The 18,408-nt window shown below is 67.6% G+C and carries 16 protein-coding genes; 8 read left to right on the top strand and 8 right to left on the bottom strand.

Going from position 1 to position 18,408, the window contains the following annotated elements; genetic code table 11:
- The first annotated feature begins 3 nt into the window (after positions 1–3).
- Positions 4–438 (top strand): CoA-binding protein, encoded by a 435-nt coding sequence (locus KK7_RS0111465; RefSeq protein WP_010544791.1) that lies wholly within the window; start codon positions 4–6, stop codon positions 436–438.
- On the opposite strand, the gene KK7_RS0111460 is transcribed toward KK7_RS0111465, so the two are convergent.
- Positions 439–1,563 (bottom strand): aminotransferase class V-fold PLP-dependent enzyme, encoded by a 1,125-nt coding sequence (locus tag KK7_RS0111460; RefSeq protein WP_010544790.1) that lies wholly within the window; start codon positions 1,561–1,563, stop codon positions 439–441.
- Positions 1,560–2,324, bottom strand: a complete 765-nt coding sequence (locus KK7_RS0111455) for a tryptophan 2,3-dioxygenase (protein ID WP_010544789.1) — start codon at positions 2,322–2,324, stop codon at positions 1,560–1,562. The genes KK7_RS0111460 and KK7_RS0111455 overlap by 4 nt, the downstream gene beginning before the upstream one ends.
- Before the next feature lie 167 nt (positions 2,325–2,491).
- Here KK7_RS0111455 and KK7_RS22565 point away from each other — a divergent pair, with 167 nt between their 5' ends.
- The 3 genes from KK7_RS22565 (at position 2,492) to KK7_RS0111445 (ending at position 7,412) form a co-directional block, all read left to right on the top strand.
- Positions 2,492–3,076 (top strand): hypothetical protein, encoded by a 585-nt coding sequence (locus tag KK7_RS22565; RefSeq protein ID WP_138983950.1) that lies wholly within the window; start codon positions 2,492–2,494, stop codon positions 3,074–3,076.
- A 243-nt stretch (positions 3,077–3,319) separates the two neighbouring features.
- Positions 3,320–5,992: an aconitate hydratase AcnA gene (gene acnA, locus KK7_RS0111450; protein ID WP_010544788.1), complete on the top strand. Its 2,673-nt coding sequence runs from the start codon at positions 3,320–3,322 to the stop codon at positions 5,990–5,992.
- Between the two features lie 241 nt (positions 5,993–6,233).
- Entirely contained in the window at positions 6,234–7,412 is a 1,179-nt protein-coding gene (locus KK7_RS0111445) for an NF038122 family metalloprotease (RefSeq protein ID WP_010544787.1), read from the top strand.
- Positions 7,413–7,471: 59 nt separating this feature from the next.
- Here KK7_RS0111445 and KK7_RS0111440 read toward each other — a convergent pair whose 3' ends face one another.
- The 6 genes from KK7_RS0111440 to KK7_RS0111415 all read right to left on the bottom strand — a co-directional run bounded on the left by KK7_RS0111440 (position 7,472) and on the right by KK7_RS0111415 (position 14,885).
- Positions 7,472–7,948, bottom strand: coding sequence for an FKBP-type peptidyl-prolyl cis-trans isomerase (locus KK7_RS0111440; RefSeq protein ID WP_010544786.1), 477 nt, complete (start codon positions 7,946–7,948; stop codon positions 7,472–7,474).
- On the bottom strand, positions 7,948–8,814 hold the full coding sequence (locus KK7_RS0111435; RefSeq protein ID WP_010544785.1) for an S-methyl-5'-thioadenosine phosphorylase: 867 nt from the start codon (positions 8,812–8,814) through the stop codon (positions 7,948–7,950). Before KK7_RS0111435 ends, KK7_RS0111440 begins: the two co-directional genes overlap by 1 nt.
- Positions 8,811–10,229, bottom strand: coding sequence for an amino acid permease (locus tag KK7_RS0111430; RefSeq protein ID WP_010544784.1), 1,419 nt, complete (start codon positions 10,227–10,229; stop codon positions 8,811–8,813). The genes KK7_RS0111435 and KK7_RS0111430 overlap by 4 nt, the downstream gene beginning before the upstream one ends.
- A 188-nt stretch (positions 10,230–10,417) precedes the next feature.
- A complete protein-coding gene (locus tag KK7_RS0111425; protein ID WP_010544783.1) occupies positions 10,418–12,451 on the bottom strand; it encodes a glycoside hydrolase family 97 protein in 2,034 nt (677 codons plus the stop codon).
- Positions 12,452–12,550: 99 nt separating this feature from the next.
- Positions 12,551–13,378, bottom strand: a complete 828-nt coding sequence (locus KK7_RS0111420; protein WP_010544782.1) for a glutaminyl-peptide cyclotransferase — start codon at positions 13,376–13,378, stop codon at positions 12,551–12,553.
- A gap of 61 nt (positions 13,379–13,439) precedes the next feature.
- Positions 13,440–14,885, bottom strand: a complete 1,446-nt coding sequence (locus KK7_RS0111415) for a hypothetical protein (RefSeq protein WP_010544781.1) — start codon at positions 14,883–14,885, stop codon at positions 13,440–13,442.
- 322 nt (positions 14,886–15,207) lie between these two features.
- Here KK7_RS0111415 and KK7_RS0111410 point away from each other — a divergent pair, with 322 nt between their 5' ends.
- Genes KK7_RS0111410 through KK7_RS0111395 form a run of 4 tightly spaced genes read left to right on the top strand, consistent with a single transcriptional unit; the run spans position 15,208 to position 18,369 of the window.
- On the top strand, positions 15,208–16,071 hold the full coding sequence (locus tag KK7_RS0111410) for a glycosyltransferase family 2 protein (RefSeq protein ID WP_010544780.1): 864 nt from the start codon (positions 15,208–15,210) through the stop codon (positions 16,069–16,071).
- A complete protein-coding gene (locus tag KK7_RS0111405; RefSeq protein ID WP_010544779.1) occupies positions 16,046–16,849 on the top strand; it encodes a ChbG/HpnK family deacetylase in 804 nt (267 codons plus the stop codon). The genes KK7_RS0111410 and KK7_RS0111405 overlap by 26 nt, the downstream gene beginning before the upstream one ends.
- Positions 16,850–16,871: 22 nt before the next feature.
- The gene (locus KK7_RS0111400) at positions 16,872–17,429 is read left to right on the top strand and encodes an RNA polymerase sigma factor (RefSeq protein ID WP_010544778.1); all 558 of its coding nucleotides are present in this window, start codon (positions 16,872–16,874) and stop codon (positions 17,427–17,429) included.
- The gene (locus KK7_RS0111395) at positions 17,419–18,369 is read left to right on the top strand and encodes a FecR family protein (protein WP_010544777.1); all 951 of its coding nucleotides are present in this window, start codon (positions 17,419–17,421) and stop codon (positions 18,367–18,369) included. Before KK7_RS0111400 ends, KK7_RS0111395 begins: the two co-directional genes overlap by 11 nt.
- Positions 18,370–18,408: the final 39 nt, after the last annotated feature.

Below are 18,408 nucleotides of genomic sequence, written 5' to 3'. Positions count from 1 at the left end.
TGCATGCCGCTGACGCGTGACGAAGACATCCGCACCCTGCTCGAGGAATCGCGCACCATCGCGATGGTCGGTGCATCCGACCGTCCCAATCGACCCAGCAATGGCGTCATGCTGCTGTTGCAGCGGCATGGGTATCGGGTGATTCCGGTCAATCCGCGCATTACCGGCGAGCATATCTACGGCGAATTCGTCTTTCGCGATCTCGACCAGATCGGCGTGCCGATCGACATCGTCGATGTCTTCCGCAAGTCGGAAGATGCCGGCGCGGTGGTCGATGCCGCGATCGCGGCGGGTGCCAAGGCGGTGTGGATGCAGCTCGACGTGGTCGACCACGCGGCGGCCGCGCGCGCCGAGGCGGCCGGGCTCAAGGTGGTGATGGACCGCTGCCCGGCGATCGAGATCCGCCGCCTGGGCCTGGCGCCGCTCGCCGCCGCCTGATCAGAGCGCGGCGAGCGCCGCGCGCAGCTTCGCCACGTCGCGCGCGTCCTGGTAGAGGCCGAGCCCGATCCGCAGCACGTCGCCGCGCACGTCGGTGACGATACCGTCCTCCAGCAGCGCCTTCTGCCAATTGGCGGCGTGCGGGCTGCGCAGCGCGACGAACCGGGCCTGGGGCGCATCCGGGGCGGCGGGGTTGATCCGTTCCGCGTCGAGGGGGAAGCCGTCGAGCAACTGCGCCCGGAGCGGTGCGACATGGGCGTTGATCGCCGCGGTGGTCAGCCCCTCGCGCGCCAGCATCTCGCGCACCGCGACGAAGCGATAGAGCCCGGAGGGATCGAAGGTCGCGCCGAGGAAGCGGCGGGCGTCGGGCGCATAGCCGATCTGCCCCGGCGGCAGGGCGAGGTCCTCGAACTCGGCATACCAGCCGGTGATCTCCGGCCGCGGGCCGAAGCCGGGGGGTGCGTGGAGGAAGCCGACGCCCTCGCCCGCCATCGCATATTTGTACCCGCCGGCGACGTAGAACACCCGGTCCGCCACTGCCGACAGATCGGTCTCGACGGCCATGAAGCCGTGATAGCCGTCGATCAGCACCCAAGGCCCCTCGGGCCGCGCCAGCGCCGCGAGATCGGCAAGCCCAGCGAAGATACGGCCGGTGCCGAACTGGACATGGCTCGCCACGATCAGGTCGAACCCGCCGCCCTGCGCCGTCGCGACGATATCCCCCATCGGCACCCGCGTGACCACCGCCGTGCCCGCCTCCTCCCAGCGCAGCGACTGGCGGCGGAAGCTGTGGAACTCGCCGTCGGTGGCGAGGATGCGCAATGGCCGGCGAGGGCCCATCGCCGAGACGATCCGCAGCAGCAGTTCGTGCGTGTTGGAGGCGAACACCACGGTCGACGGATCGGGCAGGTGCAGCTCGGCCGCGACCTGCGCCTGGGCGGCGGGCCAGATTGCGTCCATCACCCGGCCCCATTTGCGGTCGGCGAGCCGCGCAGCGTCGTCCCACGCCGCCTGCTGGCCGAGCCACGAGGCGTCGGGCCAGAGGTGATGGCTATGCGCGGCGAAGTGCAGCCGGTCGGGCGCGGCGGCCAGCGCGCGCTGGAACAAATGCTTGAAGCTGCTCACAGATCGGTCCGGAGCGACCAGAGCTCGGGGAAGGCGCGCTTGGCGAGCGTCGATTCGAGATAGGACACGCCTGGCGTGCCCCCGGTCCCCGGCTTGCCGCCGATCACCCGGCTGACGGTGAGCACATGCTTGTGCCGCCAGGTCGCCATCGCGTCGTCGATGTCGACCAGCTTTTCGGCCAGCTGGTACAGGTCCCAATAGCGATTGGTATCGCGGTACACCTGGCCCCAGGCGGCGCGCACGGCGTCGTTCGGCTGATAGGGCGTCGGCCAGTCGCGCTGCAGCACGGCCTCGGGCAAGACGAAGCCGGCGGCGGCGAGCGCGGCATTGGCATCGTCCCACAGGCTCGGCAGCGCGGCGGCCGCGTCGGTCAGCGGCCCCGGCGCCCCGCCGCCGCGCAGGCCCAGCATCGTCTCGACCGCGCGGAACTGGTCCGACTGGAAGCCCGAGCTGCCGCCGAGCACCGAGCGGAAGCGGGTATAGTCGCTGGGCGTCATCGTCGCGAGCACGTCCCAGCTCAGCGTCATCACCGCCTGGATGCGGCTCACCCGCGCCAGGCCCTTGTACGCCTCGATCAGCTTGCCCGCGCGCACCAGCCCCTTGGCGAGGTGCAGCTCGGCGAGGATCTGCTTGAGCCACAGCTCCTTGGTCTGGTGGATTATGATGAAAAGCAGCTCGTCATGCCGGTCCGACAGCGGATGCTGGGCGGCGAGCAGCTGGTCGAGGGCGAGATAGCGCCCATAGGTCATGCCTTCGGTCATGGCCGCGACGCTAGCAGCGGGGCGGGAAACGGCAATGGGGATGGGGTCTCCACAGCAACTAGCTGCATGATCAAGCTTTTCCTGCGCCGACTGAACCGGCTTATCTACGCGGAATGCAGGCATCACCAAGGGCTTTCAACTTTCAAATCCGCCACTACCCTTGGACTATGGCGAACCAAGCTAAAAAGCGCGCACGGCGTCGTACAAAGGCGCTGCCGCCGACCCCCGCTTTCAAACGTATCAATTCTCTCAAAAGAGTGCCGGACCTAACCGCCGCAATTACTGCCGCAACTTTGCTTGAAGGCGCGCTTGAGCGTGCACTGACGAAGCGCATGGCTCGTATGACAGCAGCTGAGCACAATCAGCTTTTCCATTCCGGCCCACTTCGGAATTTTCAACCGAAGATAGATATGGGCCGCGCGCTTGCTCTGTTCGGTGCTGAGACAGAAGCCGATCTTAGAGCTGTTGCCCAAGTCCGCAACGAGTTCGCGCACAGTTTCTCGAACGTTTCGTTTGCCACGCCCAAAATAAGCGAAATCTGTTTTGCCATGAAGCGCCCTGAGAAACGCGCTGCCGATTTATTTTCGGGTTCGTGGGGAGGTGATGATCACGTTCTAACCGATATGGAAGTGCTATCATCGCCAAAGTTCAGGTACTTGAAGACGGTTACGATGTTGCTGTTACTATTGGAAGGTGCTTCCGTGCAGCGTCCAAAACGAGATCGAGCAATTTGGCCAAGGTTCAACTCTTAGGATCGATATTCGCAGGTGCCGTATGAGCCGGCGAATGGCTTTCGCATCGACCGCTCAATATCGTTACCGCTACCACCACCCATCCCCCTACCAACGTCCCCTTTCCCTCCCCGCCGCACCGCGCTAAGGCCCCTCGCGAATCTTCGCATTCGCAGCACCCCGACGGTGCGCCCGCGCGGCCTATAATGGGCTGCGTCCACCGAGCGCCCGGCGGACCAGATCAGGGAAAGGACCCCGCGCCTCATGACCGCCATCGGCAACGATACGCTCGGCACGCGTGACTCGCTCACCGTCTCCGGCAAGACCTACAGCTTCTACTCGCTCCCCAAGGCGGCGGCGAAGCTCGGCGACATCAGCCGCCTGCCCTTCTCGATGAAGGTGCTGCTGGAGAACATGCTCCGCTTCGACGACGGCGTGACCGTCACGCCCGAGGATGCCCAGGCGATCGTCGACTGGCAGCAGAACCCCAAGGCCCCCAGCCGAGAGATCCAGTATCGCCCCGCGCGCGTGCTGATGCAGGATTTCACCGGCGTGCCCTGCGTGGTCGATCTCGCCGCGATGCGCGACGCGATCACCAAGCTCGGCGGCGATGCGGCCAAGATCAACCCGCTGGTGCCGGTGCACCTGGTGATCGACCACTCGGTGATGGTCGACGAGTTCGGCACGCCCCAGGCGTTCGACGACAACGTCAAGCTCGAGTACGAGCGCAATGCCGAGCGCTATGAGTTCCTGAAGTGGGGCTCCAAGGCGCTCAACAATTTCTCGGTGGTCCCGCCGGGCACCGGCATCTGCCACCAGGTGAACCTGGAATATATCGCCCAGTCGATCTGGTCGTCGGTCGCGCCTGACGGCGAGACGATCGCCTATCCGGACACGCTGGTCGGCACCGACAGCCACACCACCATGGTCAACGGCCTGGGCGTGCTCGGCTGGGGCGTGGGCGGCATCGAGGCGGAAGCCGCGATGCTCGGCCAGCCGGTGTCGATGCTGATCCCGGAAGTCGTCGGCTTCAAGCTCACCGGCAAGCTGCCCGAAGGCATCACCGCGACCGATCTGGTGCTCACCGTCACCCAGATGCTGCGCGCCAAGGGCGTGGTCGGCCGCTTCGTCGAGTTCTACGGCCCCGGCCTGCATTCGATGACGCTCGCCGATCGTGCGACCATCGCCAACATGGCGCCGGAATATGGCGCGACCTGCGGCTTCTTCCCGATCGACGACAAGACGCTCGATTACATGCGCCTCACCGGCCGCAGCGACGAGAATGTCGCGCTGGTCGAAGCCTATGCCAAGGCGCAGGGCATGTGGCACGACGTCAGCGGCCCCGAGCCGATCTTCACCGACACGCTCGAGCTCGACATGTCGACGGTCCGTCCGTCACTCGCCGGCCCGAAGCGCCCGCAGGACCGCGTCAGCCTCGACAGCGTCGACGACGTGTTCAACGGCGACCTGACCAAGGTGTACAAGAAGGCGCAGCCCGCGCGCGTGAGCGTCGAGGGTCGCGACCATGACATCGGCGACGGCGACGTCGTGATCGCCGCGATCACCAGCTGCACCAACACCTCGAACCCGTCGGTGCTGATCGCCGCCGGCCTCGTCGCCCGCAAGGCGCGCGCGCTGGGCCTCACCCGCAAGCCGTGGGTGAAGACCTCGCTGGCCCCCGGCTCGCAGGTGGTCACCGATTACCTCAACAAGGCAGGCCTCACCGAGGATCTCGACGCGATCGGCTTCAACCTGGTCGGCTATGGCTGCACCACCTGCATCGGCAATTCGGGTCCGCTCGCCGAGCCGATCAGCCAGGCGATCAACGGCAACGACATCGTCGCCGCCTCGGTGCTGTCGGGCAACCGCAACTTCGAGGGCCGCGTCTCGCCGGACGTCCGCGCCAACTTCCTCGCCTCGCCGCCGCTCGTCGTCGCCTATGCGCTGAAGGGCACGGTGACCGAGGACATGTACGAGACGCCGATCGGCCAGGGCACCAACGGCCCGGTCTTCCTCAAGGACATCTGGCCCTCGAACGAGGAAATCCAGGGCCTGATCAGCGCCAACATCGACGACGAGATGTTCCGTTCGCGCTACGGCAACGTCTATCTGGGCGACAGCCACTGGCAGGGCATCAGCGTCACCGTGTCGGACACCTATGCCTGGCCGACCGGCTCGACCTATATCCACAACCCGCCCTATTTCGAGGGCATGTCGATGACCCCGGCGCCGGTGCAGGACATCGTCGACGCCAAGCCGCTGGCGATCCTGGGCGATTCGATCACCACCGACCACATCTCGCCCGCCGGCAGCATCAAGGCGGACAGCCCCGCGGGCGCGTTCCTCCAGTCGCACCAGGTCGCCAAGAAGGACTTCAACAGCTACGGCGCGCGCCGCGGCAACGATGAAGTCATGGTCCGCGGCACCTTCGCCAACATCCGCATCAAGAACGAGATGGTGCCGGGCATCGAAGGCGGCATGACCAAATATGCCGGCGAGGTGATGCCGATCTACGACGCCGCGATGCGCCACAAGGCCGACGGCACCGCGCTCGTCATCGTCGCGGGCAAGGAATATGGCACCGGCTCGTCGCGCGACTGGGCGGCGAAGGGCACCAACCTGCTCGGCGTCCGCGCGGTGATCACCGAGAGCTTCGAGCGCATCCACCGCTCGAACCTGGTCGGCATGGGCGTGCTGCCGCTGCAGTTCGCCGAGGGCGTGACCCGCGAGACGCTGAAGCTGGACGGCTCGGAAACCTTCACCATCACCGGCGTCGCGGGCCTGCGCCCGCGCCAGGACGTGGAAGTGAAGCTGACGCGCGCCGATGGCTCGTCGGAAACCTTCCTCACCCGCTGCCGGATCGATACCGTCAACGAGCTGGAATATTTCCTCAACGGCGGCATCCTCCACTACGTGCTGCGCAAGCTCGCCGCCTGATCCAGCGCCATCGTCGCGATGAAGGCCGGCGTTCTCCCATGGGAGAACGCCGGCTTTTTTCATGGCCGGAATACGCTCTGGGCAGCGCCTGTTGCGCCGGCCTGGCACACAAGATTTCAATCGCCCGTAGAGGCACCATGTTTTCGGCTTGACCTCGGCCCGGAGGCACGATCAGTTTCGTTAACGGGGGATTAACCGAATCCTACCGGATCGTGACGTATCTACAAAAGGGGGAGATGAAATGAAGAAGGGGACGAATGCACTGCTCGCGACGGCGGCGCTCAGCATTGCGATCGCCGCATCGGCGCCTGCCGCAGCACAGACCAAGATCATCCTCAACGATATCGGCGGCGTTACCGGCACCAAAGCCGAATTAGGCTTCAAGATCGCGGCAAGTTACTGGGAAAGCGTCCTCACCAGCAATGTGACGCTGAAATTCAACGTCGGCTATGCGCCGCTGGGTCCCGGCATCCTCGGCGGGACCAACAGCAATCTCATAACCTATGTGCCGATCAGCGACTATTATAACGCCCTGGCGGCGACCGGGAACAGCGCGCTGGACAGCACGGCGCTGGCCCATCTCGCGCCGCTCTCGGCGACGGGCAGCGTTACGGCCATCGTGCCGGCCTATGCGATTCCCGCCACGCAGAACGGGGTCGCGGCGAACGGGACGCGGGTAACACCGGACGACACGGCGATCAGCAGCACCATCGCCCTCTCGACCGCGAATGCACAGGCGCTGGGCCTCACCACCGCGAGCATCGATGGCCAGATCCTGTTCTCGAGCAACTTTGCCTTCGATTTCGACCCCACCGACGGGATCGCCAACAACAGCTACGACTTCATCGGCGTGGCGATCCACGAGATGGGCCACGCGCTCGGTTTTCTGAGCGCGGCCGACGACTTCAACTACTCCGTCGGCACCGGTTTCAAGACCGATGATTTCTGGTGGGGCTATGCGCTCGACATGTTCCGCTACACCGGCAAGGACGAGCTGAACTGGGCGTTCGACGAACCCGCCTATTTCTCGATCGACGGCGGCGCCACGGTGTTCCAGGGCGATGCCTATTTCTCGACCGGCGAGGATTATGGCGATGGCTGGCAGGCATCGCACTGGAAGGCGCCCGGCAGCTGCACCGGCTATGTCGGGGTGATGAACCCGTATACCTGTGACGGCTTCGTCGACGAGATCAGCGCGGCCGACCTGGCCCTGCTGGACGCCATCGGCTGGAACGTGAACGTCGATGTGCTTGCCAATGGTGGCTACAAGGTCACCACGACGGATGTGTTCAAGGCCTATGCCGCCGCCGGCAACCCGGTGCCGGAGCCGTCGAGCTGGGCGATGCTCATCCTCGGCATGGGCATGCTGGGCGGAGCGATGCGCTATCGCACGCGCAAGCTGCAGGTCCGCTTCGCCTGATCGGCATGCGATCGTGAAACGGCGGCCCCGCTTCGATGCGAAGCGGGGCCGTTTTCGTGTCAGCCGCCGATGCCGAGCAGCTCGATCTTGAAGAGCAGCGTAGCGCCACCTGGGATCGGGCCCTTGCCGCGGAAGCCGTAGCCGAGCTCGGCCGGCACCGCGATCTCGATCGTGTCGCCCACGCCCATCAGCGGCACGGCGAGCTGCCAGGCCGGGATCAGGCGATCGAGCGGGAACTGGGCGGGCGGGCCGCCATAGGAGCTGTCGAACTCGGTCCCGTCGACGAAGCTGCCGGCATAATGCAGCGTCACCATGTCGGTTACCCTGGGGTGCGCGCCCGATCCGTCGCCCTTCACCCGGCGCCAGCGCAGGCCGCCTTCGAGCTGGCGCCAGCCCTGCGCCGAGCCGCGGCTGGCCAGCGCGAGCGACTGGGCGCTCTGCCACGCCAGGTCCTGCGAGCGCTCGACCGGGGTCTCCTGCGCGAGGGCAGGCGCGGCGACGAGCAGTGCGGCTGCCATGAGCATTGCGCGCGCCATCAGCCGAGCACCCGGCCGGCAACGGCGTCGAGCTTCGCCAGCAGCTCCGGATCGCGCGCCGAGGGCGCGGTGATCAGTGCGGTATCGAGGCAGGTATCGATCGGCGACGGCGCGCGTTCCGTCGGCAGGGCGCGGAGCAGGTGCATCACCATCCGCCGCGCCTTCTCGGCATTGCTGGAGAGCTGGGCGATCACCTGCGCCACGTCCACCGCCTCCTCGCCTTCGCGCCAGCAGTCATAATCGGTGACCATGCCGACCAGCGCATAGGGCAGCTCCGCCTCGCGGGCGAGCTTGGCCTCGGGCATCGCGGTCATGCCGATGATGTCGCAGCCCCAGCTGCGATAGAGGTTGCTCTCGGCGCGGGTCGAGAATTGCGGGCCTTCCATCGCCAGATAGGTGCCGCCGACATGGGTGGTAGCGCCCGCCGCCTGTGCAGCTTCGGCCGCCAGCGCGGAGAGGCGCGGGCAGACCGGATCGGCCACCGAGACATGCGCGACCATGCCGGTGCCGAAGAAGCTGGAGGGGCGGCCCTTGGTGCGATCGATGAACTGGTCGGCGATGGTGAAGGTGCCGGGCGCACGCTCCTCCGCCAACGAGCCGACCGAGGAGACGGCGATCACGTCGGTCACGCCCAGTCGCTTCAGCACGTCGATATTGGCGCGCACGTTGAGGTCCGAGGGGCTGATGCGGTGGCCCCGCCCATGGCGCGGCAGGAACACCACCTTCACATGGCCGACATGCCCGACGAAGCAGGCATCGGACGGCTGCCCCCAGGGGCTCGCCACTTCCACCCATGCGCCGCCCTCGATGCCCTCGACATCGTAGAGGCCCGAACCGCCGATGATTCCGATCGTCCAACCGCTCATGCGTCACCCTTTGCTGCGTTGCGGCGGGCATAGGCGAAATAGACGACGAGACCCAAGAGGTTCCAGCCGCCGAACCAGAGTTGCGTCTTGGTCGGCAGGCTGAGGAACAGATAGAGGCAGCCGAAGATCGCGCCGAGGCCGACGACCCAGGCGGCGGGCGTGCGGAACGGGCGGGCAAGCTCAGGCGCGCGGCGGCGCAGCACCAGCAGGCACAGGCCGACCGCGGCGAAGGCGGTGAGCGTGCCGGCATTGGCGAGGGCGGCGATCTCGTCGATCGGCAGGAACGCCGCGAAGACGCTGACGATCGCCGCCGTGAACAGCGTGATCCGCACCGGCGAGCCGCGCCGCGAGACCTTGGCGAGGGATTTGGGCAGCAGCCCGTCGCGCGCCATCACGAAGAAGATGCGGCTCTGCCCGAACAGGAAGCCGAGGATCACCGTGGGCAGCGCGATGATCGCGCTCAGCGCGAGGAACTTGGCGACGCCGGGCTGGCCGATCTCGCGCAGGATCAGCGCCAGCGGCTCGGGGCTGTCGGCGAAGCGGGTATAGTGGAGCGCGCCCACGGCGGTGAGCGCTACGATCATGTAGATGGCGACGCAGGCGACCATCGATCCGACGATGCCGATCGCGAGGTCGCGGCCGGGGTTCTTGGCTTCCTCGGCGGCGGTGGAGATCGCGTCGAAGCCGTAGAAGGCGAAGAAGATGATCGCGGCGGCGGCCATCATGCCCCGCTCCACCCCGCCGCTGGCATGCTTGGCATAGCCGAACGGCGCGAAGGGATCGAAATTGGCGGCGTCGAAATAGGGCAAAGCGACTGCGACGAACACCGCAAGCGCGATCAGCTTCACGACGACGAGGATGGCGTTGAGCGTGGCGCTCTCGCGGGTGCCGAGGATCAGCAGCCCGGCGACGAGCCAGACCACGAACAGCGCGGGCACGTTGACGCCCCAGTGCGCGACATGGCCGGCGACCATCTGCGGGCCATGGGTGAGCTCGGGGGGCACGCCGAGCCCGAGCAGGAAGGGCGTGGCATAGCCCGACCAGCCGACCGCGACGGTGGCGACGACCAGCGTGTATTCGGCGAGCAGGCTCCAGCCGACGACCCAGGCGACGATCTCGCCCAGCGCCACATAGCTGTAGGTATAGGCGCTGCCCGAGGCGGGGATGCTGGTCGCCAGCTCGGCATAGGCGAGCGCGGCGCAGGCGCAGATCGCGCCCGCCACCACGAAGGAGAGGATCACCGCCGGCCCCGCGCGATCCGCGCCGACGCCGATCAGGGTGAGGATGCCCGTCCCGACGATCGCGCCGACGCCCAGCGCGACCAGATGATACCAGCTGAGCGTGCGGGCGAGCTGATGCCCGTGCGGCTGGTCCGCCGCGGCGTGGATGGGTTTGAGACGGAACAGACTGGCCATTGGATCCTCCCCTATGTTCTTGGCGCGCCGGTGATAGCGCGGTGGGGGGAGGGGGCAAGGGTGTGCGACCGGCCAACATCACCCTCACCCTTCCGCCGCTTCGCGGCTCCCTCCCTCTCCCTTGGAAGGGAGAGGGAGAGGACCCGCCGCCGAAGGCGGTGGGGAGGGTGAGGGTGATCTAACCGCCCTTACTTCACCACCTTGAACCGGATCGCCTGGCCACCGCCCGGCGCGAGCTTCACCGTCAGCGTGTCGCCCGCGGTCACCGCGCGCTTCTCGATCACGATCGAATGGCGCTTGTCGGTGCGGTAATCGGCATCGTCGCCGTCGCGGTAGATCTGCGCCTCGTAGCGCTTGCCCGCATCGAGGAAGGACAGCGGGACCGTCAGGGTGCGCGGCTTGTCGTCGCCCACCGCGCCCAGGAACCAGTCGCTGCCGCCGCGTGCCTTGCGGGCGACGGTCACATACTCGCCGACCGACCCGTTGAGCACCCGCGTCTCGTCCCAGTCGACCGCGACGTCGCGGATGAACTGGAAGGCGGCGAGGTGCTTTTCGTAATTCTCGGGCAGGTCCGCCGCCATCTGCACCGGCGAATAGAGCACCACATAGAGCGCGAGCTGCTTCGCCTCGGTCGACAGCAACGGTGTGCCGCCCTTGCCGGTGAGGCTGAGCACGCCCGGGGTGAAATCCATCGGCCCGGCGAGCATCCGGGTGAAGAACAGGTTGGATTCGTGGTTGGGCAGGTTCTTCGGCTCGCCCCAGGCATTGTACTCCATGCCGCGCGCGCCCTCGCGGCTCACCCAGTTGGGATAGGTGCGGCGGAGGCCGGTGTCCTTGATCGGCTCATGCGCGTCGATCGCGACCTGGTAGCGATGCGCCATCTCCAGCACGCGGAGATGGTGGTTGGCCGAGAACTGGCCGTCATGCCATTCGCGCATCGGCTCGCCATTCGGGCCGACCCGCTCGATCTGCCCGGCATCGGCGACATAGCCGGTCTTCACGACATGCTCGCCATGATCGTGCGCGAACGTCATCGCGCGTTCGAGCTGGCTTTCGTAATGGCTCATCGATCCGCCGGTCTCGTTATGGCCGATCAGCGCGACGCCCCTTTTCTTCGCATAGTCGGCGAGCAGCCTGGCGTCGAAATCGGGGGTCGGCCTGTCGAAGTCGAAGCCCTTGCCGTCGCCGAACCAGGCGGTGTCCCAGCCGACATTCCAGCCTTCCACCAGCACGCCGGGGAAGCCGTACTTGGCCGCGAAATCGATATGGCGCCGGACGTTGGCGGTGGTGGCGCCGTGCACCGGCTTGGAGCCCCATCCCGACTTGTCGAGGTGCATCTCCCACCACACGCCGACATATTTGCTCGGCTTGAAATAGCTGACATCGCCCAGCTTGTTGGGCGCGTTCAGGTTCAGCTCGATATGCGACATGTAGAGCCCGGGGGCGTCCTTGGCGATGATCATCGTCCGCCACGGGGTGACGAACGGCGCGTCGCGGGTCACCTTGGCGGCGCCCGCACCGGGGATCAGCACGGTCTTGAAGCGGGTGCCCTCGACGCGCTGCAGCCAGGTGCCCGCATAGTCGACCAGCGCCGCCTCATGGATGGCGATATGGGTGCCGTCGGCCAGCTTCATCGTCAGCGGCGTGTGGGCGAGGGGCACGCTGGAGAGGGGCGTGCGGTTGTAGAGATATTCGTCGCGATTCCATTCGGAGCCGGGGATCCACCATGCCTCGCCATCCTCGGCGATCGAGAATTCGGTCATCTCGTCGAGGATGTGCGCGGTCTTGAGGTTGGGCTGGCCGGGCAGTTCGTAGCGGAAGCCGACGCCGTCGTCGAAGACGCGGAACACCAGCTCCATCACCCGGCCGAGCGCGGTGGTCTCCCTCAGGCGGACGCGGAGTTCCTTGTGGTTGTCGCGGATCGTCTTCCACTCGCCCCAGGGCTGGTCCCAGCTGGTGTCGCTGGCGGAGGTGCTGCTGCCCTCGATGCGGAAGTTGCGCTGGAGCTTGGGCGCGTCGGTGAACAGGAAGCCGAGCATCGACGGGTTGACGAGCGGCTTGCCGTCGCGGGCGACGGTGTAGAAGGGGCGGCCGTCATTGTCGGTGGCAACGCTGACCTGCAGATGCCCGTCCGGCGAGGTGACGGTAGCGGGGGCGGTCTGCGCCATCGCAGGGGCGGCAAGCGCGAGCGCGCCGAGCGCGGCCAGGGTTCGCAACATCATTCTCTCCCAGGATCGTTGTCGCCCAGCGGGCTTCTGGCGACCGGGAGTAGAGCGGCACGCGGGCGGCGCAATCCGCCCGCGGCCATTGCATTCGTATTCTTAGTTCTGGCCGCTGCAGCTGGTCAGCTTCGATGCCTCGGCCGACTTGGGCAGCGCATCGCCTTCCTTGACCTGATAGAGCTGCGGCCAGCGCTTGCCGGTGACGAACAGCCGCTTGGTCGGCGCATCATAGGCGATGCCGTTGGCGACATTGTCGGTGCCGCGGTCCTTCGGCCCCAGGTCGCTCACGTCGAGAAAGCCGGTGACCTTGCCGGTGGCCGGATCGATCTTGGCGATCAGGTTGGTCTGCCAGATGTTCGCGTAGATCTGCCCGTCGACCCATTCCAGCTCGTTGAGATTGGCGAGCGGGCAGCCATTGGCGGTCACCCGCAGCGTGGAGGTGACCTGCATCGTGTTCGGATCGAGGAAGCGCAGCACGGGCGTGCCGTCGCTCATGATGATGCCCTTGTCGTTGCGGGTCAGGCTCCAGCCCTCGCCGGTATAGGAGAAGGTGCCGCGCGGCTCGAACGTGTCGAGGCCGTAGACGAAGCCGGTCTTGTCCTGCCAGGTCAGCTGGAACAGCTTGTCGCCCCATGCGACGATGCCCTCGCCGAAATAGGGGGCGGGGAGCGAGGTTTCCTGCTGCACCTTGCCGGTGGCGGGATCGACCTTGCGGATGACCGATTCGCCCACCTGGCCGGTGCTCTCGTACATCGCGCCCTTCTCGAAGAAGAGGCCTTCGGTGAAGGCGCCGCTATCGTGCGGCAGCGTGGCGACGGCGACGGCGCGCGTGACGGGAATGCCGCTCGCCTTGCCCCGGGTGAAGGCGAAGGCGGCGCCTCCGACCAGCACGATCGCGGCCAAGACCACCAACAGGATGCGCTTCATCGGAACCTCTTCGCTTCTACGTGCGCCTACCCAAGCCGAAGCCGAGCCTCCGTGTAAACCCCTAGCGCGCCAGATCGCGGCGGACATAGACGAGTTCGTGGCTGTCCTCGCGCGGCTCGATCAGCGCCAGGCGGTAGTCGCGGGCGAGCAGCGGCGCCATCACCGTCAGGCTCTCGCGGTTCCAGGGGGCGAGCGGCTGGTCCATCGTCACGACGACCGGCGGGCGGGTGCCCATGATCCGCCGGACCTCGGCCGCTTCGTCGATGCCGGTCGCACCCTGCTCGGCCGCATAAGCCAGCGTCGAGGGGAAGGCATAGGCGGTCGGCACGCAGCTGCCGGACAGATGGTAGAGGATCGAGTCGCCGGCAAAGACATAGGCGCAGCCCTGGCCGGCATGATCGGCCATGACCGCCGCCACCGCCTGTGCCGAGCGGCGATCGTCGGGCTCGCTGCCCCAGTGGAAGGCGAACAGGATCGCCGCGGCGAGGGCGCTGCCGGTCCGCGCGGTGCGGCTGCGGCCGAGCGCGGGGGCGGCGATGATCGCCAGCGGCACCAGCAGCGGCAGCGCGTAGTGATCGAAGAAGGCGCCGATCATCGCATAGCCGACCAGCGCGGCGGCGAGCCAGCCAAAGGCCAGCGCATGCTCGCCGTTCCGCCCGGCAGGACGCGTGCGCCAGCCGAGCGCCGCGCAGACGAGGAACGGGGAAAGCTGAGCCGCCGTTCCCGCCAGCCGCCCGGCGATCTTGGCGGCGGGATAGCCGCGGCGAAGCGCCACCGAGGCGAAGTTGGAGAACCAGAACTGCGCGAACGCCTCGGCACCCAGCGCATGGTACCAGGCGATGGCGGCGAGGGTCGGCACCAGCCCCAGCAGCGCCCAGCCGAGCGCCGCGGCGCCGAGCAGCGGCAGGCGCGCGCCGGCGCGGTGGAGGTAGCGGAGATGGGCGAGTCCGAAGAACGCCCCCTCCACCGCCGGCGTATATTTGGTCTGGATCGCTAGGCCGGCGAGCAGGCACACGGCCATCCCCTGCCGCACGATCGCGCGGCGGTCGCCCCGTCCTGCCAGGTCGGGCAGGCGCAGCATCGCCCAGCCGGCGGCCGCCATGAACAGGTTGTAGAAGACCGGCGACTGGCCACCTCGCCCGCTCAGGAACCCCAGCCACAGCAGATAGGCGCTCGCCGCCGCCCCGGCGCCGAGCGGGCGGGCGCCCAGCCGGCGGGCGGAAAGCGCGATCAGCCCGGCGGTCGCGGCGGCGAACAGCGTCGCGGTCCATTGATAGGCGAGGATGCCGTCGCCGGGCAGCAGCCGCATGCCCTCGAACAGCAGGAACAATCCCAGCGGCTTGCGGTCCCAGAAATCGATATAGGGCCGCGCGCCGTGCAGCATCCGGTCGCCGACCAGCAGATAATATTGCTCGTCGACATGGATGACCGGGTTGCCGAAATCATGCGCGCGCAGCGCGATCGCCAGCAGCACGAGCAGCAGCAGGGCAAGAGCGTCGCGACGCACGGGCGAACCCCTGCCCGGCGCGGATATGGCATCCCGATCTTCCACGGGGGGCCATCTAGCCAGCGCTAGGTGCCTAGTCATGCAGGATATTTTCGCGATGCGCGGTGCGGATCGGCAGATCCGCATCGTCCGTCGAACGCCCGGTAAGCTTTCGGAAAATTTTGCGAAATCGAGGTGCGGGTCAGGCGCCGATGCGTCGTCATTGGAACGGGTGGGGAGGAACGGTTGGGCCCGGGGCCAGCCGGCGGCAGGGTAGTGCCGCCAGGCGCGGTTCCGGCATCGACCCCCCGCACCCATTCGACTCGATGGGATGTCCGCAGCCATGTTTCTCGACCTTTCGAAAGACCCGTTCGACCAGGGCCCGCAGGGCGCAAGTCCGGGCTGGACGGTGGTGATCCCGTTCTTCAACGAGCGCGACTATGTCGCCGCGACGATCGAGAGCCTGGCCTGCCAGACGGTGCGCTTCACGCTGGTGCTGGTCGACAATGGCTCGACCGACGACAGCGCGGCGGTCGCCGAGGCGGCGGCGCGCGCGTACAAGCTCGACTATCTGCTGCTGACCGAACGGACGCCCGGAAAGGTCGCCGCGCTGCGCACCGGGCTCGCCTGGGTCCGGACCCGCTGGACCGCGACCTGCGACGCCGATACGCTTTACCCCCCGCACTATCTGGCGGCGGCGCAGGCGATCCTGTCGCGCCCGGGGCATGTGGTGGCGGGCGCCTATTTCGTGCCCGACGGCATCAGCGAGCCCGCCCGGGTGACGGAGGCCGCGCGCTTCCTCGCCGCCGCCCGGCTGCTGCCGCGCCAGTGCCATGCCGGCGGCGCGGGCCAGGCCTTTTGCACCCGCGCACTCCGCGCAGCCGGCGGCTTCGACGCCGCGCGATGGAACTTCGTGCTGGAGGATCACGAGGTGATCCACCGGGTCATGCGCCAGGGGCGGATGGGCTATTCCAGCGCGATGTGGTGCATGCCGTCGCTCCGCGAGCGCGACCGGGATTCGATCCGCTGGACGCTGCTGGAGCGGCTGCTCTACTCGGCCGCCGCGCCCATCGCCGGCGACTGGTTCTTCTATCGTTTTCTCGCGCGGCGGCTGCAGCGTCGCCGGTTGCTCAGCAACCGCATCCGCGAGCGTCAGTATCAGCATCTCGAAGGACCTGTTCTTGTCCCGTCTCATTCTCTGCTCTGACGACTTCGCCTATTCCCCCGCGATCAGCGAGGTGATCGTCGGGCTGGCCCATGCCGGAAAGATCAACGCGATCAGCTGCATGACCGTGATGCCGGGGTGGGCGCTGGATGCAAGGCTGCTCGCCGATCTGCCCGCCCATGTCGAGGTGGGTCTGCACGTCACGCTGACCGAAGAGCGGCCGCGCACCACGATGCGCCGCTTCGCGCCGGACGGCCGGATGCCGCGGATTGATCCGCTGGCGCGCGCCGCCACCAAGTGGCGCGTGCCCCTGGACGAGATCGCGATCGAGATCGTCGCGCAGTTCGATGCGTTCTTCTCGGCGCTCCGCCGTCCGCCGGACTTTGTCGACGGGCACCAGCATGCCCATGCCCTGCCGGGTATCCGCGACCTGGTGCTGGCGGAGACCGCGGGTCGTGCGCCGCGTGCCTGGGTGCGGGACTGTGTCGACGCGCCGGGCGCGCTGCTGCGCCGGCCGTTCGTCGGCAAGGCGATCGGCAGCGCCTGGCACTGTCGCGGCCTGCGGGGGGCCGCCGCGGCGCTCGGCCTGCGGACCAACAATGGCTTTGCCGGCCATTATGATTTCCGTCGCGAGTACGAAGGCCTGTTTCGGCATTTCCTGCGCCGGCCGGGCATCGCCCATCTGGTGATGTGCCATCCCGGCGCCGGCGAACGCGTTGGCGACGCCATTGCCGAAGCGCGCATTCGTGAAGCTAAAGCCTTGCACCGACTGCCGATCGCCGACATGGCTGCTGCCGAGGGGCTGGCATTTCCCGCCTGACTCCGCAGGAGAACGGACGGCAGTGAGCGAGGGCGGGCTGAAGGCGGTGTTCCTGGCGCAGCGGCCCATGCTGCTGCGGCTGCTCGTCGCGCGGCTCGGCAGTCGCGACGATGCCGAGGATGCGCTGCAGGACATGTGGCTGCGCATCGACCAGCTCGCCGAGCAGCCGATCGCCCAGCCGGCGGCCTTTCTCTACCGGGTGGCCGCCAATCTGGCGACGGACCGGCGGATCGCTACCGGCCGGCGCGGCGCGCGCGATGCCGGGTGGGTGGAAATCCAGCCGCGTGCGGAGGATCTGCCCGATGCCGAGCGCACCATGGCGGCGCGCAGCGAATGGCAGGCAGTGGAAACGGCCATCGCCGAGATGCCGGAGCGCATGGCCACCGCTCTCCGGATGTTCCGGCTGGAGGAGCGCCCGCAGCGCGCCATCGCCGAGCATCTGGGCATCAGCGTGAGCGGCGTCGAGAAGCTGCTGCAACGCGCCTACCGAAAAATTCAGGACCGGCTCGATTCCGAAGGTGGGGATTCTACGGGGCCGCGTCGTCTGGATAGGGAAAGGGGTTCCGACCGTGCAGGTTGAAACGGCAGACGCGACCGAGATGGCGATTGCCTGGCAGCTGCGGCTGGCGGAGGGCGATGAGTCCAGCTGGGTCGACTTCATCGGATGGCTCGAGGCGAGCCCTGCCCATGCCGCGGCCTATGATCGCGTCGCGACAGCCGATCGCCTGCTGGACGAGGTGCGCTTTCCCGAGCCGGTCGCGGCGGCGGGCAACGACAATCAGCCTGCGCCGCGCCGCATGCGCTGGTGGATCGGCGGCGGCGCGTCGGCGGCGGCGGCGGTCGCACTGGCGCTGCTTCCCGCGATCCAGCCTCGCGGCCAGGCCTATGAGGTCGCGACCCGCGACGGCGAGCGCCGCACCGTCGCGCTCGGCGACGGTACCCGCATCGAGCTGAGCGGCGGCACCCGGCTGACGCTCGATCGCGCCAATCCGCGCGTCGCCACGCTCGATCGCGGCGAGGCGCTGTTCCACGTCCGCCACGATGCCGCGCAGGCTTTCACGCTGCGCGTCGGCGGCGTGGCGGTGCGTGATCTGGGTACCGTGTTCAATGTGGCGCATGGCGAGGGGCGGCTCTCGGTCGCCGTTTCCGAAGGGGCCGTGGCGTTCGAGCCCGGCGGCACCTCCGTCACGCTCCGCCCCGGCGATGCGCTCTCCGCCCGCGAGGATGGCAGCGCGCTCGTGCGCAGCCGGATCGCGCCGGGGCTGGTCGGCGGATGGCGTTCCGGGCATCTCAGCTTCACGGGGCAACCCTTGGGTGAGGTTGCGAGCACGCTGAAACGGCTTTACGGCACGCAGATCGCCCTGGAGGGCGGTTTGTCGGAAAGGCCATTTACCGGCGTCGTCCATCTGACGGGCGTTGCCGACCGCGATGTTCCTCGCCTGGCCGAATTGATCGGGGCGCACTGGCGACGTGAAGCGGGACGGTGGATTTTGGCGGAGCAGGGGGACAGCGCGCGCTAGCGTCGCGCTCGCGCTTCTTCTCGTCCTGCCTGCCACCCC

The sequence above is a fragment of the Sphingomonas elodea ATCC 31461 genome (genome assembly GCF_000226955.1).
Lineage (GTDB): Bacteria > Pseudomonadota > Alphaproteobacteria > Sphingomonadales > Sphingomonadaceae > Sphingomonas > Sphingomonas elodea.
The sequence above is the reverse complement of the archived record's forward strand: the minus strand, read 5'-3'. Positions and strand labels throughout refer to the sequence as shown.

Excerpts from the sequence above, each read along its gene's own strand:
- KK7_RS0111425 (WP_010544783.1), bottom strand. The coding sequence starts at position 12,451 with ATGATGTTGCGAACCCTGGCCGCGCTCGGCGCGCTCGCGCTTGCCGCC.
- KK7_RS22565 (WP_138983950.1), top strand. The coding sequence starts at position 2,492 with ATGGCGAACCAAGCTAAAAAGCGCGCACGGCGTCGTACAAAGGCGCTG.
- KK7_RS0111410 (WP_010544780.1), top strand. The coding sequence starts at position 15,208 with ATGTTTCTCGACCTTTCGAAAGACCCGTTCGACCAGGGCCCGCAGGGC.
- KK7_RS0111440 (WP_010544786.1), bottom strand. The coding sequence starts at position 7,948 with ATGGCGCGCGCAATGCTCATGGCAGCCGCACTGCTCGTCGCCGCGCCT.
- KK7_RS0111435 (WP_010544785.1), bottom strand. The coding sequence starts at position 8,814 with ATGAGCGGTTGGACGATCGGAATCATCGGCGGTTCGGGCCTCTACGAT.
- acnA (WP_010544788.1), top strand. The coding sequence starts at position 3,320 with ATGACCGCCATCGGCAACGATACGCTCGGCACGCGTGACTCGCTCACC.
- KK7_RS0111430 (WP_010544784.1), bottom strand. The coding sequence starts at position 10,229 with ATGGCCAGTCTGTTCCGTCTCAAACCCATCCACGCCGCGGCGGACCAG.
- KK7_RS0111455 (WP_010544789.1), bottom strand. The coding sequence starts at position 2,324 with ATGACCGAAGGCATGACCTATGGGCGCTATCTCGCCCTCGACCAGCTG.
- KK7_RS0111465 (WP_010544791.1), top strand. The coding sequence starts at position 4 with ATGCCGCTGACGCGTGACGAAGACATCCGCACCCTGCTCGAGGAATCG.
- KK7_RS0111445 (WP_010544787.1), top strand. The coding sequence starts at position 6,234 with ATGAAGAAGGGGACGAATGCACTGCTCGCGACGGCGGCGCTCAGCATT.
- KK7_RS0111420 (WP_010544782.1), bottom strand. The coding sequence starts at position 13,378 with ATGAAGCGCATCCTGTTGGTGGTCTTGGCCGCGATCGTGCTGGTCGGA.